This is a genomic window from Bacillus sp. 205(2023), assembly GCF_037027485.1.
Classification (GTDB): Bacteria; Bacillota; Bacilli; order Bacillales; family Bacillaceae; genus Bacillus; species Bacillus halotolerans.
Genome location: NZ_JAXCHF010000001.1, coordinates 926941 through 940010, shown reverse-complemented (window position 1 = coordinate 940010; position 13070 = coordinate 926941). Strand labels below are relative to the sequence as shown.

Annotated in this window: 19 protein-coding genes; 15 read left to right on the top strand and 4 right to left on the bottom strand. The window is 43.1% G+C overall.

Translation table 11 applies throughout. The annotated features are described in order from the left end of the window. Positions 1-10 precede the first annotated feature (10 nt). The gene (locus WA325_RS04670; RefSeq protein WP_105990405.1) at positions 11-436 is read left to right on the top strand and encodes a NucA/NucB deoxyribonuclease domain-containing protein; all 426 of its coding nucleotides are present in this window, start codon (positions 11-13) and stop codon (positions 434-436) included. Between the two features lie 33 nt (positions 437-469). On the opposite strand, the gene WA325_RS04665 is transcribed toward WA325_RS04670, so the two are convergent. Further along, positions 470-1198: a YqeB family protein gene (locus WA325_RS04665; protein WP_127696749.1), complete on the bottom strand. Its 729-nt coding sequence runs from the start codon at positions 1196-1198 to the stop codon at positions 470-472. A gap of 320 nt (positions 1199-1518) precedes the next feature. Here WA325_RS04665 and gnd point away from each other — a divergent pair, with 320 nt between their 5' ends. Next, positions 1519-2412 carry a phosphogluconate dehydrogenase (NAD(+)-dependent, decarboxylating) gene (gene gnd, locus WA325_RS04660; protein WP_202852916.1) on the top strand — a complete coding sequence of 298 codons (894 nt, stop codon included), beginning with the start codon at positions 1519-1521 and terminating at the stop codon, positions 2410-2412. Positions 2413-2432: 20 nt separating this feature from the next. Here gnd and WA325_RS04655 read toward each other — a convergent pair whose 3' ends face one another. Beyond that, positions 2433-3059 (bottom strand): TVP38/TMEM64 family protein, encoded by a 627-nt coding sequence (locus WA325_RS04655; RefSeq protein WP_024122122.1) that lies wholly within the window; start codon positions 3057-3059, stop codon positions 2433-2435. Positions 3060-3253: 194 nt separating this feature from the next. Between WA325_RS04655 and WA325_RS04650 the strand changes: the two genes are divergently transcribed. The 3 genes from WA325_RS04650 to WA325_RS04640 all read left to right on the top strand — a co-directional run bounded on the left by WA325_RS04650 (position 3254) and on the right by WA325_RS04640 (position 5196). After that, the gene (locus tag WA325_RS04650) at positions 3254-4006 is read left to right on the top strand and encodes a peptidoglycan recognition protein family protein (RefSeq protein WP_336183238.1); all 753 of its coding nucleotides are present in this window, start codon (positions 3254-3256) and stop codon (positions 4004-4006) included. Between the two features lie 246 nt (positions 4007-4252). Beyond that, positions 4253-4984 (top strand): SGNH/GDSL hydrolase family protein, encoded by a 732-nt coding sequence (locus tag WA325_RS04645; protein WP_105953571.1) that lies wholly within the window; start codon positions 4253-4255, stop codon positions 4982-4984. A gap of 77 nt (positions 4985-5061) precedes the next feature. Further along, a complete protein-coding gene (locus WA325_RS04640; protein WP_010335019.1) occupies positions 5062-5196 on the top strand; it encodes a hypothetical protein in 135 nt (44 codons plus the stop codon). A gap of 137 nt (positions 5197-5333) precedes the next feature. Here the strand turns inward: WA325_RS04640 and WA325_RS04635 are convergent, their stop codons facing one another. Beyond that, positions 5334-5474, bottom strand: coding sequence for a sporulation histidine kinase inhibitor Sda (locus tag WA325_RS04635; RefSeq protein WP_003226124.1), 141 nt, complete (start codon positions 5472-5474; stop codon positions 5334-5336). A gap of 361 nt (positions 5475-5835) precedes the next feature. Between WA325_RS04635 and WA325_RS04630 the strand changes: the two genes are divergently transcribed. From WA325_RS04630 to WA325_RS04595, 8 genes are read left to right on the top strand one after another with little or no spacing between them, the layout of a single operon-like run. Then, positions 5836-6354, top strand: coding sequence for a YqeG family HAD IIIA-type phosphatase (locus tag WA325_RS04630; protein ID WP_003226126.1), 519 nt, complete (start codon positions 5836-5838; stop codon positions 6352-6354). Between the two features lie 2 nt (positions 6355-6356). Continuing rightward, complete coding sequence (gene yqeH, locus WA325_RS04625; protein ID WP_024122119.1) at positions 6357-7457, top strand: ribosome biogenesis GTPase YqeH; 1101 nt, start codon at positions 6357-6359, stop codon at positions 7455-7457. A gap of 18 nt (positions 7458-7475) precedes the next feature. Beyond that, entirely contained in the window at positions 7476-8312 is an 837-nt protein-coding gene (gene aroE, locus WA325_RS04620) for a shikimate dehydrogenase (protein ID WP_105953572.1), read from the top strand. After that, positions 8312-8602: a ribosome assembly RNA-binding protein YhbY gene (yhbY, locus tag WA325_RS04615; RefSeq protein WP_024122118.1), complete on the top strand. Its 291-nt coding sequence runs from the start codon at positions 8312-8314 to the stop codon at positions 8600-8602. The genes aroE and yhbY overlap by 1 nt, the downstream gene beginning before the upstream one ends. A 10-nt stretch (positions 8603-8612) precedes the next feature. Continuing rightward, on the top strand, positions 8613-9182 hold the full coding sequence (locus tag WA325_RS04610; protein WP_010335014.1) for a nicotinate-nucleotide adenylyltransferase: 570 nt from the start codon (positions 8613-8615) through the stop codon (positions 9180-9182). Beyond that, positions 9172-9732, top strand: coding sequence for a bis(5'-nucleosyl)-tetraphosphatase (symmetrical) YqeK (gene yqeK, locus WA325_RS04605; RefSeq protein ID WP_336183237.1), 561 nt, complete (start codon positions 9172-9174; stop codon positions 9730-9732). Before WA325_RS04610 ends, yqeK begins: the two co-directional genes overlap by 11 nt. Positions 9733-9749: 17 nt before the next feature. Continuing rightward, positions 9750-10106: a ribosome silencing factor gene (gene rsfS, locus WA325_RS04600; protein ID WP_044154484.1), complete on the top strand. Its 357-nt coding sequence runs from the start codon at positions 9750-9752 to the stop codon at positions 10104-10106. Then, positions 10103-10846 (top strand): class I SAM-dependent DNA methyltransferase, encoded by a 744-nt coding sequence (locus WA325_RS04595; protein ID WP_227597810.1) that lies wholly within the window; start codon positions 10103-10105, stop codon positions 10844-10846. The genes rsfS and WA325_RS04595 overlap by 4 nt, the downstream gene beginning before the upstream one ends. Before the next feature lie 64 nt (positions 10847-10910). On the opposite strand, the gene comER is transcribed toward WA325_RS04595, so the two are convergent. Next, on the bottom strand, positions 10911-11732 hold the full coding sequence (gene comER / locus WA325_RS04590) for a late competence protein ComER (RefSeq protein ID WP_024122113.1): 822 nt from the start codon (positions 11730-11732) through the stop codon (positions 10911-10913). Positions 11733-11815: 83 nt separating this feature from the next. Between comER and WA325_RS04585 the strand changes: the two genes are divergently transcribed. Continuing rightward, positions 11816-12433 (top strand): helix-hairpin-helix domain-containing protein, encoded by a 618-nt coding sequence (locus tag WA325_RS04585; protein WP_105953574.1) that lies wholly within the window; start codon positions 11816-11818, stop codon positions 12431-12433. 66 nt (positions 12434-12499) lie between these two features. Then, entirely contained in the window at positions 12500-13069 is a 570-nt protein-coding gene (locus WA325_RS04580) for a ComE operon protein 2 (protein ID WP_105990416.1), read from the top strand. The last annotated feature ends 1 nt before the right edge of the window (position 13070 follow it).

Genomic DNA, 13070 nt, shown 5'->3' with positions numbered 1-13070 from the left:
GGGGATGAGGATGAAAAGATGGATGGCAATGCTTTTTCTGGCGGCAGCAGTTTTTCTTTGTTTGTTGGGAAAGGATATGACGGCTCCGCAACAGGTCAAGGGGGCTGCTTTATATGACAAAATTTTATACTTTCCGTTGTCTCGTTATCCGGAAACCGGGGATCATATAAGAGATGCGATTGCCGAAGGACATTCTGATATATGTACAATTGATCGTGATGGGGCGGACAAAAGGCGGGAGGAATCATTAAAAGGAATTCCGACGAAGCCTGGCTACGATCGGGATGAATGGCCGATGGCAGTTTGTGAAGAAGGAGGCGCCGGAGCCGATGTCCGATATGTAACGCCTTCTGATAATCGCGGTGCCGGTTCATGGGTAGGAAATCAAATGAGCAGTTATCCAGATGGCACCAAAGTGTTGTTTATTGTTCAGTAATAAAAAAAGAGGCTCAATTCTGAGCCTCTTTTGCTATGATCCTATTTTGCCGCTAGGCTGATTTTCCTGAGGAGGATACGATTCTGCTTTTCGCCAATACTGGCGTGTTCCTTCTTCACGTACAACAATCCCGATCTTTGCAAGTTCAAGACGGAAATCTTCAATGTCGTCTGTTTCCTCTTCTTTCAGTGCTTTCTGACGAGCCTTCAATATAGCATGAGCGCTTGGAGAGAGATCGGGTGATTCAGGTACCCATCGCCGAAATTTGTCTTTAAACGGGTCACCTTCAGCCGACCACACGTAATGGTGCTTTTTAAAGGCTTGCTCAATGATTTTAGGTTTTTCATCTATTTCTTCACGTGCCAGTTCATATCCGTCTGTTCCTAAGAGGACAAGCCGTTTGTGATCAATAAATACCAGAGCAATGTCTTCGGAGTTGATCGTTTGAACATGCTTGCCTTTCATTAATGCTACGGAGTCGTTTGTAATCTGTACAGTTAATAGCAATTTCATGATTGAATGAGCGAACCATATACCTGCAATCAGGCCAAGCAGCGCGGTGATAAACTTAACCGGTGATCCGTGAAAAGAGGTAACAAGCCGAAGAGGGCCTTCTAATGGAATCCACGGCAGGGATAATGCCCATTTCGCAAGCTGATGAAAAAAATAACCAATGAGAAGACCGATGATTGCAAGTGTACCGTATAATAAACATTTCGCGGTTTTCGTAATTCCAATGATAGTTTGTGTTTGATCCTGCAAGTTGTCACCTTCTTAACTAGAAATAAGTTGAATTCCCTTCCCATATTTTAACTTAAATAGAGAGGAAATCAAGAATGTTTCCGCGATTTTTGCTGTCATGCATGAAGCCGCCAAATGATTATCAAGTCTTCTTTATGATAAAGATCATACAAAAACGATATGACACGGAGCAGTAAGTTACTGGGGATAAAAGGAATTACTCTTGCTGATCGCGGCCCGCTTTTGTTTTTTATTTGAGAAAACAGGACGTATCACATAGCAGTTCACAGGGAACATAAAGAGTAATGGCTTTAGAGTTTAGACAACCAGGAGGAACTCACATGAAAATAGGATTGATCGGCTTAGGGAAAATGGGCATAAACATAGGAAAGCAATTGATCGACCGCAATCATCAAGCAATCGGTTATGACGTGAATCAAGCGGCTGTTGATGAACTGATATCTTATGGGGCTGAGGGGACAACAAATATAAAAGAGTTGATTTCATTATTAGATACGCCGCGAATTCTGTGGGTGATGGTGCCGCACGGCGTTGTAGATGCTGTACTGAGTGATGTGGCACCGTTATTAAACGAAGGGGATATTATCATTGAGGCTGGAAATTCTCATTATAAAGAATCGATCCGGCGCTACAATCAAATGAAAGAAGCCGGTCTTCATTATCTCGACGCCGGAACTTCGGGCGGTATGGAGGGAGCGCGTCACGGGGCTTGTTATATGGTTGGAGGAGACCCCGAAGCATGGCGTATCGCGGAGCCGCTGTTTCGGGATACTGCTGTTGAAAATGGATATTTATATGCCGGAGAAGCGGGCAGCGGCCACTTTTTGAAAATGATTCATAATGGCATTGAGTACGGAATGATGGCTGCCATTGGTGAAGGATTTGAAGTGCTGGAAAACAGTCCGTTTGAATTTGACTATGAGAAAGTCGCAAGGGTATGGAATCATGGCTCTGTCATAAGGTCGTGGCTTATGGGGCTGACTGAGCGAGCTTTTTCTAAAGACGCGAGGCTGGACCAGATCAAAGGCGTCATGCATTCCTCCGGGGAAGGGAAATGGACAGTGGAAACGGCACTAGATCTGCAGACAGCAGCTCCGGTGATCGCGATGTCCCTCTTGATGAGATACCGTTCGTTAACAGACGATACGTTTACAGGAAAGGTCGTTGCTGCGCTCCGTAATGAATTTGGAGGACATGCAACAGAAAAAAAGTAAGGGGGCGAAGCGGGCCGCCCTTATTTTTTTGACGCTTTCACCAGATGAGGAAACTTTATATATATGATTAGCATCAGGATCAGAACGTAGGCCCCGTAAATACTGAAAGAAAGCAATTTGTTGCTGGAGAAATTGGCGCCGGCAATGGTAACAACTAAAATGTTAGGAATTTTTCCTATTAAAGAGGCGAAGAAAAAAACATGCCACCGAACACTGCTTAGTCCGCATACAACGTTCATGACAAGAGAAGGGATAACAGGGATAAGCCTTCCCAATAAAACAGCGGTAAACGCATTTTTATCGAATGAAGCCTCGTAGCCTTGTATAGCAGGATAAGCTTTTATTTTTTTTCTGGCCCAATCTCGAAAGCTGTACCTCGCAAGAAAAAACAGCAATATCGTGCCAAGCATTGAACCGGCCAGTGTAATCCAAACACCATTTGCAATTCCGAACACAGCGCCATTTAAAGCTGCAATGATTGCAAACGGCACAATCGGGAAAAAGACGTCGGCGGCTATCAGCAGCATACTACATAAAACGGAGATCAATCCGCCTGCTTTTATAGCATCAAGCCAAGCTTCTTTCTGATAGAAACCGACTGCAATAACGGCGATGATCAAGATTATACCTAAAGTCTTTTTTAACATATCAATTATCCACTCCCAACACTTGTGGCGATGTCAGGAGGCAGAATCTCCGGCATCTACGTTAGTATAACTTGTACCGTTTCGATGGTTCAACTGTAATACCAGTGGGGGGAAATACAATTCTTTTTTATCTAGTAAAATAGGCTGTCCATTTCTCTTGTTGCTGCATTCTTTAATAGCAGGGAGGGATAGAAATGGTAGCGATAAAAAAGGATTTTATACCAAAATCAAACGATAACCGTCCCGGCTATGCGATGACACCTGCATATATTACCGTGCACAATACAGCAAATACCGCCCAAGGTGCCGATGCAAAAATGCACGCTGATTATGTGAAAAACCCAAGTACATCTGTCAGCTGGCATTTTACAGTAGACGATTCAGACATCTATCAGCATCTACCTCTTACTGAAAACGGGTGGCATGCTGGCGACGGCACCAATGGGACAGGGAATCGCAAATCAATCGGGATTGAAATCTGTGAAAATGCAGACGGCGATTTTGACAAAGCAGTAGCTAATGCGCAGTGGCTGATCAAAAAATTAATGAAGGATCACAATATTTCGCTGGATCGTGTTGTTCCCCACAAAAAATGGTCTGGAAAAGAATGTCCCCGCAAACTCTTACATCAATGGAGTGCTTTCAAAAACGGAATTTCTTCCTCTGATACGCCATCTGAAGAATCACCCAAATCTTATCCTCTGCCTTCAGGAGTAATAAAACTCACTGCGCCTTATAGAAAAGGCACTAAAGTTCTTCAGCTGCAAAAGGCTTTAGCCGCCCTTCATTTTTACCCCGATAAAGGCGCGAAGAATTACGGTATTGACGGCATTTATGGACCGAAAACAGCAAATGCCGTGAAACGTTTTCAGCTGATGAATGGATTAAAAGCTGATGGTATTTACGGACCAAAAACAAAGGCCAAGCTTAAAGCGAAATTAAAATAAATGCAGAGGTAATCAGTAGCCTGTTTCCTCTGGCGGAAGCAGGTTATTGCACTCAACTCTCTGAAGTGTTTTTTCGCAGAAAAAGAAGGGAACTGAAATAGATATCTCACCCCTTACTGGAAACAGAATGATTTTAGTTGAGAGGGACACGTTAACAATAAAGAGAACGCTATAACGAAAAAACTCTGCGTTGAATGAAACAGAACAGAGGTATAACATAAAGATGAAGCTTTTGGGGGTGTAAAGATGAAGTATATGTTCATCCTTTTCCTTCTGCTGTTCGTTACAGCAGGATGTGAAGGAAAGGGATACGAAGACGTGGTAGCATTTGGTGACAGCAATACACGCGGCTCTAATTGGGATTATCGTGACTATCCAAAAGCGCAGCAGTGGGTCAATATATTAAAAACGGCTGAACGCGGGAATCTTGATATCCTCAACGCAGGAATTGGAGGACAAACGACTGAAGATGCCCGTTTACGGTTTCAAACAGATGTACTCGATCAAAAACCTAAGCATCTTTTTATTATGTTTGGCACTAATGACGCTGGGATTCTGGCTGAAGGAAAGCCAAGAGTGTCAAAGCTGCGTTTCAGAGAGAATCTGGTTTACTTTATAAAAGAAAGCAGAAAACACGGCATCAAGCCTGTTTTAATGACGTGTATCCCTATTATTGAAGGAAACGGGAAGCATCACCTCTTTTACTATTCCAGGTATAAAGCGGCTGCTTTTGAATCAAAAGGCGGGGCGAGAAAGTGGCATAACTCATACAATGATATTACAAGAGATGTCGCGAAACATATGAATGTGCCTCTCGTAGACAACTGGAAGCACTTTATAGAAGCAGACGGCGGAAAAGCTACTGATGAAGCACTTATCCAATCCGGCTTGATAGATCCTTCCGGGAATCATATGACACCTAAAGGAGCAAGGATAGTTTATGAAGGAATACAAGATGGGCAGGTCCTGAAGCGCTGATCCGGAAAAAGGCCTAAGCCGTTTTATTTCTCCTACATAGGCTGTTATAGAAACATTTTTAAGGAGGCGCGCTTCACATGTACAGCGGTTATTTATACACGTATCCTTTCGGCGGCTGGCCATATGGCGCAAGCAGAGCATACGGATACGCTTTTATCGTTGTTTTGATTGTTGTTCTCCTGATTGTGGGCGGAGTGTATTGGTTCACATGAAATCCAGCCCTGGAAACACCTCTTTTTAGGGGTGTTTTTTGCTGAAAACAGTAGTAAAGCGCGTAACTGAAGTGATATAATATCAGTCATCTGAGTAAAAAAAGGAAATACGCCCGGAAAAAATAGACAAATTCCTATTAAGAAGATACGGAAATAATATGTCCGAGCGATCTTCTTTTTATTTCGTTTTCGATTAACTCGATAAAGTCACGGTTTAAATTCATTTCGGTGGCTTTGAAATAAGATTCTATTAATAATTCATCAGACAATTTTCTCATGCTAGGAACCCAATTAATGGGAGAGACACCTCCTTCATAGTTGGAATCATTCATGACTTTGTGACATACATTTATAGGTTGCGTTCATCTGAAGCTGAAGATTATCTTTAATCTACCATGAATTGCATATAAGAACAATCGTTCTGTTATCCACACCAAAAAGTGGATAACTTGTGAGTATCGTGTTTATAATTTGTCTAAAGAGTGATGTAATAAGAGTGGATAGTGTGTGTAAAATTATCCACACCTGGTGAAGAAACCCAATTTTTGTCGAAATTTTTTTGCTCAGTTTTTCTTTAAGCGCAAGTTCGATTTTTTTCGACATGAATTTTAAGAGAAAGAAAAGGGAAGGGTGCGGGTTTTGTTAAAAAAGTTTTTTTTACCTGACGAGTTTGTTAAAAATATTTTTCATATTACACCTGAAAAATTAAAGGAACGAAATGTAAAAGGAATTATCACTGACCTGGATAATACACTTGTTGAATGGGACAGACCAAACGCGACGCCGCGATTGATCGAGTGGTTTGAAGAAATGAAAGAGCACGGCATTAAAGTGACGATTGTCTCTAATAATAATGAGCGAAGAGTAAAACTTTTCTCGGAACCGCTCGGCATACCATTCATCTATAAAGCAAGAAAACCGATGGGCAAAGCCTTTAATAGAGCAGTGCGCAATATGGAGCTGAAAAAAGAGGACTGTGTTGTCATCGGAGACCAGCTGCTGACTGATGTACTCGGCGGGAACCGTAACGGCTACCATACGATCCTGGTTGTGCCTGTCGCTTCCTCGGATGGCTTTATTACGCGCTTTAACCGCCAGGTCGAACGCAGAATACTGAGTGCTCTTAAACGAAAAGGGCACATTCAGTGGGAGGAGTAAGAATGGAAAAGGTTGTTTGTATCGGCTGCGGAGTCACAATCCAAACCGAAGACAAAAATGGTCTGGGATACGCGCCGCCGGCTTCGCTTTCTAAAGAAAGTGTGATTTGCCAGCGCTGCTTCAGACTGAAAAACTACAATGAAATACAAGACGTTTCCTTAACGGATGATGACTTTTTAAACATCCTTCATGGAATTGGAGAAACGGATTCTCTCGTCGTTAAAATTGTTGATATTTTCGATTTTAACGGCAGCTGGATTAATGGATTGCAGCGCTTAGTCGGAGGCAATCCTATATTGTTAGTCGGAAACAAGGCAGATATTCTGCCTAAATCGCTCAAAAGAGAACGGCTGATCCAGTGGATGAAGCGCGAGGCGAAAGAGCTTGGCTTAAAACCGATTGACGTATTTTTGGTCAGTGCGGGACGCGGCCAGGGAATCAGAGAAGTCATTGATGCGATTGAGCATTACCGTAACGGCAAGGATGTTTACGTTGTCGGCTGTACCAATGTAGGAAAATCAACGTTCATTAACCGGATTATTAAAGAAGTGTCAGGTGAAGACAACATTATCACGACATCCCAATTCCCGGGCACAACTCTTGATGCAATTGAAATTCCGTTAGATGACGGCTCTGCGCTTTATGATACACCGGGAATCATCAATCACCATCAAATGGCGCACTATGTAAACAAAAAGGATTTAAAAGTACTCTCGCCCAAAAAGGAACTGAAGCCGCGCACATTCCAGCTAAACGATCAGCAAACGCTGTATTTCGGCGGACTGGCAAGGTTTGATTATGTTTCAGGTGAAAGAGCTGCCTTTGTCTGCTATATGCCGAATGAATTAATGATTCACAGAACGAAACTGGAAAATGCAGACGCGCTTTATGAAAAGCACGCAGGGGAATTGCTCACACCGCCGGGAAAAGATGATATGGATGAGTTTCCAGAGCTGGTTGCCCATACGTTTACGATGAAAGAGCAAAAGACAGATATCGTTTTCTCTGGGTTAGGCTGGGTAACGGTGCATGACGCGAATAAAAAAATAACGGCTTATGCGCCAAAAGGCGTTCACGTATTTGTTCGGCGCTCATTAATTTAACAAAAAGGGGAGAGGAGTATGAAGAAGCTGTACGGGGTTATCGGAAATCCGATTGCGCATTCCATGTCGCCGGATATCCATAACGCGGCTTTGAAGGATCTTGGTTTGGACGGACACTACCATGCATTTAAGGTGGAAGAGAATCGTCTGGAAGATGCGGTAAAAGGGATAAGAGCTCTTGGTGTAGAAGGCATCAATGTGACTGTTCCGCACAAGGTTTCCATCATGGATCATCTCGATCATATTGATGAGAGCGCAAAAGTGCTTGGTGCCGTTAACACTGTCAGAAGAGAAGGAGACAAGCTTGTCGGATATAATACAGACGGAGAAGGCTTTGTGAAATCTTTAATGAGAATTTTGGACAAACCTATCTCCGAACTGTCTTTCTTAATGATCGGCGCGGGCGGGGCAGCCAGAGCGATTTTTACAACGATCGTCCGCGACAATCCGGAAAAGTTTGATATTTGCAACCGAACGATAGAAAAAGCCAAACAGCTCGCAGAATCTGCCCCCTCGTTCCGCAATGTAGAAGTGTTAAGCATAAAAGAAGCAGAAGAACGGCTTGAGCAGTATGATGTAATTATCCATACAACATCTGTAGGCATGTATCCATACGTGGAAGATATTCCGCTTTCATTGCAGCGTGCTGCAAGCAGTGCGGTTGTTTGCGATATCGTGTATAATCCGATTCAGACTTCACTATTAAAAGAAGCGAAGCAAAAAGGTCTGAAAACACTGGATGGAGTCGGCATGTTTGTTGAGCAGGCGGCATTGTCTTTCCGCTTGTGGACGGGACATGAGCCTGATGTTGAAAAAATGAGATCTATTGTAGTAGGGAAACTAGGAGGAAAATAATGTTAACAGGAAAACAAAAACGTTTCTTGCGTTCAAAAGCGCACCATTTAAGCCCGATTTTTCAAGTAGGAAAGGGCGGAGTCAATGACAACATGATTAAACAAATTTCTGAAGCGCTTGAAGCGAGAGAGCTGATTAAAATCAGCGTTCTTCAAAACTGCGAAGACGATAAAAATGATGTTGCGGAAGCTCTTGTAAAAGGAAGCCGCGCACAGTTGGTTCAGACGATCGGCAATACGATTGTTTTATATAAGGAATCAAAGGAAAATAAACAAATCGAGCTTCCTTAAGGTGGTTGAAATGAAGAAAATCGGAATTTTCGGAGGCACGTTTGATCCTCCGCATAACGGTCACCTTTTAATGGCGAATGAGGTGCTGTATCAGGCGGAGCTCGACGAAATTTGGTTTATGCCCAATCAAATTCCTCCGCATAAACAGGATGAAGACTATACAGACAGCACTCATCGGGTGGAAATGCTGAAGCTTGCTATTCAGTCTAATCCATCCTTTAAGCTGCAGCTTGCTGAAATGGAAAGAGAAGGGCCGTCATATACTTTTGATACCGTTTCTTTACTAAAGCAGCGATATCCGAATGATCAGCTTTTCTTTATTATCGGTGCTGACATGATTGAATACCTGCCTAAATGGTATAAGCTGGACGAGCTGCTGAACCTTATTCAATTTATCGGAGTAAAGCGCCCCGGTTTTCATGTTGAAACCCCTTATCCGCTTCTCTTTGCAGACGTTCCGGAGTTTGAGGTATCATCGACTATGATAAGGGAACGGTTTAAAAGCAAGAAGCCCACTGACTACTTAATCCCTGATAAAGTGAAGAAGTATGTAGAGGAGAATGGTTTATATGAATCGTGAGGAGGCACTTGCCTGCGTCAAGCAGCAATTGACCGAGCATCGATATATCCATACAATTGGCGTAATGAACACGGCGATTGAACTTGCGGAGCGCTTTGGCGCCGACTCCAAAAAAGCGGAAACGGCGGCTATCTTTCATGATTACGCCAAATTTCGCCCGAAAGAAGAAATGAAACAAATTATAGCCAGAGAAAAAATGCCCGCGTATCTGTTGGATCACAACCCGGAGCTGTGGCATGCTCCGGTCGGCGCTTACCTAGTCCAGAGAGAAGCGGGAATTCATGATGAAGATATTCTTGACGCGATCAGATATCATACCTCTGGGCGTCCGGGCATGACGCTTTTGGAAAAAGTCATTTACGTTGCTGATTATATTGAACCAGGCCGTAAATTTCCAGGTGTCGATGAGGTGCGTGAACTTGCAGAAACGGATTTGAATCAAGCGTTGATTCAGTCGATCAAAAATACAATGATTTTTCTAATGAAAAAAAATCAACAGGTTTTCCCAGATACATGTTTAACTTATAACTGGCTTGTGTCTGGCAAATGAACAGGAGGAATATGTGAATGAATCAAACGTCCATTTTAAAGATTGCAGCTGCGGCTTGCGACGATAAGCGGGCAGAGGATATTTTAGCACTGGATATGGAAGGAATTTCTCTGGTTGCGGATTATTTTCTGATCTGCCACGGTAATTCAGACAAACAAGTGCAGGCCATTGCGCGTGAAATCAAGGACCAGGCTGAAGAAAATGGCATTGAAGTCAAAAAGATGGAAGGCTTCGATGAAGCAAGATGGGTATTAGTTGACCTTGGGGATGTCATTGCCCATGTGTTTCATAAGGATGAAAGAAGCTATTACAACCTAGAAAAACTGTGGGGAGACGCTCCGCTCGCAGACCTGGAACTTGGATTGAACCAATGATTTACCAAGGCTTTGCAAGCGTGTATGACGAGTTAATGTCTCACGCACCTTACGACAAATGGACAAAGTGGATTGAAGCATCTCTACCGGAAAAAGGCCGTATTCTCGATTTGGCATGCGGCACCGGAGAGATTTCAATCCGGCTTGCCGAAAAAGGCTTTGAAGTCACCGGGATTGATCTCAGTGAAGAAATGCTCTCTTACGCCCAGCAAAAAGGACCAGCTAAACAGCCGATTCTTTTCCTTCAGCAGGACATGAGAGAGATTACCGGATTTGAAGGCCAGTTTGACGCGGTTGTGATCTGCTGTGACTCCTTGAATTATTTAAAAACGAAAAATGACGTAATGAATACCTTTAAAAGTGTATTTCAGGTGCTAAAGCCGGACGGCATATTGCTGTTTGATGTTCATTCACCGTATAAAATAACCGAGGTTTTTCCTGGGAGCACGTTTGCTGATCAGGACGAAGATATCAGCTATATTTGGCAAAGCTTTGCCGGAAGTGAAGAGCTTTCCGCCATTCATGATATGTCGTTTTTTGTTTGGAACGGAGAGGCGTACGACCGCTTCGACGAAACACATGAGCAAAGAACGTTCCGAGTGGATGAATACGAAGAAATGCTGGCAAGCTGCGGCTTTCAGCTTCATAAGGTCACCGCTGATTTTACCGATTCAGCGCCGTCATCACAATCTGAACGCCTGTTCTTTAAAGCACAGAAATCAAAAACCATCGTTTACTAAGACGATGGTTTTTAAAATGCCTTTTTACCCTTTTGCATACAACAAACGGCTATGACATACTCGTTTACACATGAAACTGCTTCTTCACTGCGGAAATATCCTCTTCGTACTTCAAATGCGTATTTTGAAACACCCGATGAAACATATCCTGTACACCGCTTTCGAGTGCTTTAATGCCTTCTCCTGTCACGCCGCCTTTTACGCAAACCTTTTCCTGTAATGCAGGAAGGGTATACAATTCGGTTTCTAACAGTTTTCCCAGACCGACAAGCATTTCTTTACACATGAGTATAGCGTCCTGTTTAGATACTGACGTTTCCGTAACGGCTGCATCTATAAACCGCTGAACCAGATAGCTCATAAAAGCGGGTCCGCAGCTTACGATATCTGACGCTACTCTTGTGATGTCACTTTCAATTTGCAGCGGATTAGAAATGTGCTTCATCAGCTCGTTGATTTTTGTTTTTGCTGCCTCCCCGCAGCTTTTACCGAAGGTGACAAGAGAAACGCCAGCAAGCGCCCGGTTTGTAATACTCGGGATAACTCGTGCCACTTGACATGGCACATACTGTTCCAGCTGATCAGTCTGAAGCGGGCTTGTAATTGAAATGAGAATGTGATCCTTTGTTAAATAAGGGACTGCCCTTGACAATAATGGATATATATCAAGCGGCTTTACACAGATAAAAATGATCTCATTTTCTGCAACAAGCTTTTCAAGGCTTTCTGTTACGTTTAAGCTGTTGTAGCGGTTTTTTATCTTCAACGCTTTTTCAATTGTGCGGTTTGTGATTGTGATGTTTGAGGGATCGGCTGCTTGTGATTCAATAAATGATTCTATAAGGATCGTACCCATATTTCCAGTGCCGATAAAGCCAATCTTCAATGATTTCCCCTCCTTTGAGCTATTATCCTCTAAACCATATGTGATAAAGAAACAAAATATGACGAAAGCGGGGCCCATGCAAGTTGAATTGGTTGAATCAACATAAAACGATAATCATGTCAGTTGGCTCTGCTGCTGTTCTCATTGCAGTTCTTTGCCTCTTTTTTTTCAGCGGAAATAACAAAGAGCCTGTAAAACAAGTTGTATCTAGTGAAAAGGAAAATGCGGAGGTCAAGCAGGAAGCGGCAAAAGACAAAGAGGAAGAAAATATTGTAATTGATATAAAAGGCGCTGTTAAGCATCCCGGCGTTTATGAAATGAATACGGGAGACAGAGTATCGCAGGCTATTGAGAAAGCAGGCGGCATTGGTGAAAAAGCAGATGAAACACAAGTGAATTTGGCGGAACTTTTACAGGACGGTACAGTGGTGTACATACCGAGTGAGGGAGAAGAGGCGGCGCAGCAAGCGGCCGGCGGCGCTGTACAAAGCAGTAAGGGGAAGGAGACATTGGTCAATATCAACACAGCAACATTAGAGGATTTACAAAACATTTCGGGAGTAGGGCCTTCAAAAGCTGAAGCGATTATTGCATATCGGGAAGAGAACGGGCGTTTCCAAACAATTGAAGATATCACAAAGGTTTCGGGAATTGGCGAAAAATCTTTTGAAAAAATAAAGTCTTCCATTACAGTAAAGTGAATTGACGGTCATGCATGATGATAGGTAAACTAAAGAACAGGCAACACAACATTTGGAGGGAACAACGTGGAACGAATTTCATGGAACCAATATTTTATGGCTCAAAGCCATTTACTGGCACTGCGCAGCACCTGCCCGAGATTGTCTGTCGGCGCTACCATTGTCAGAGATAAACGCATGATTGCAGGAGGCTATAACGGATCAATCGCAGGCGGCGTACATTGCGCGGACGAAGGATGCTTAATGATAGACGATCATTGCGCGAGAACGATTCACGCGGAAATGAATGCGATTCTTCAATGCTCTAAATTTGGAGTGCCGACAGATGGAGCGGAGATATATGTCACGCACTATCCGTGTATTCAATGCTGTAAGTCTATCATTCAAGCCGGTATCAAAACAGTATATTACGCTGAGGATTATAAAACACATCCGTATGCCCAGGAGCTATTTGAGCAATCAGGCGTTACGGTTGAACAGGTTGAACTCGATGAAATGATCGTTGATCTGAAAAACAGAGAAAAGCTTTCATTTGTAGCGGGGCTTTTAGAAAAATTAGCGGATGCCGGTCTTGCAGAGGAAGATTTGAAGACAATACATGAACAGGCTAATCAACTTTTTACGAGTTATGTGTGAT

Bases quoted from the DNA above. Each gene is read 5' to 3' on its own strand.
- WA325_RS04670 (WP_105990405.1), top strand. From the start codon at position 11: ATGAAAAGATGGATGGCAATGCTTTTTCTGGCGGCAGCAGTTTTTCTT.
- gnd (WP_202852916.1), top strand. From the start codon at position 1,519: ATGAAAATAGGATTGATCGGCTTAGGGAAAATGGGCATAAACATAGGA.
- WA325_RS04655 (WP_024122122.1), bottom strand. From the start codon at position 3,059: ATGTTAAAAAAGACTTTAGGTATAATCTTGATCATCGCCGTTATTGCA.
- WA325_RS04650 (WP_336183238.1), top strand. From the start codon at position 3,254: ATGGTAGCGATAAAAAAGGATTTTATACCAAAATCAAACGATAACCGT.
- WA325_RS04645 (WP_105953571.1), top strand. From the start codon at position 4,253: ATGAAGTATATGTTCATCCTTTTCCTTCTGCTGTTCGTTACAGCAGGA.
- WA325_RS04640 (WP_010335019.1), top strand. From the start codon at position 5,062: ATGTACAGCGGTTATTTATACACGTATCCTTTCGGCGGCTGGCCATAT.
- WA325_RS04635 (WP_003226124.1), bottom strand. From the start codon at position 5,474: ATGAGAAAATTGTCTGATGAATTATTAATAGAATCTTATTTCAAAGCC.
- yqeH (WP_024122119.1), top strand. From the start codon at position 6,357: ATGGAAAAGGTTGTTTGTATCGGCTGCGGAGTCACAATCCAAACCGAA.
- aroE (WP_105953572.1), top strand. From the start codon at position 7,476: ATGAAGAAGCTGTACGGGGTTATCGGAAATCCGATTGCGCATTCCATG.
- yhbY (WP_024122118.1), top strand. From the start codon at position 8,312: ATGTTAACAGGAAAACAAAAACGTTTCTTGCGTTCAAAAGCGCACCAT.
- WA325_RS04610 (WP_010335014.1), top strand. From the start codon at position 8,613: ATGAAGAAAATCGGAATTTTCGGAGGCACGTTTGATCCTCCGCATAAC.
- yqeK (WP_336183237.1), top strand. From the start codon at position 9,172: ATGAATCGTGAGGAGGCACTTGCCTGCGTCAAGCAGCAATTGACCGAG.
- rsfS (WP_044154484.1), top strand. From the start codon at position 9,750: ATGAATCAAACGTCCATTTTAAAGATTGCAGCTGCGGCTTGCGACGAT.
- WA325_RS04595 (WP_227597810.1), top strand. From the start codon at position 10,103: ATGATTTACCAAGGCTTTGCAAGCGTGTATGACGAGTTAATGTCTCAC.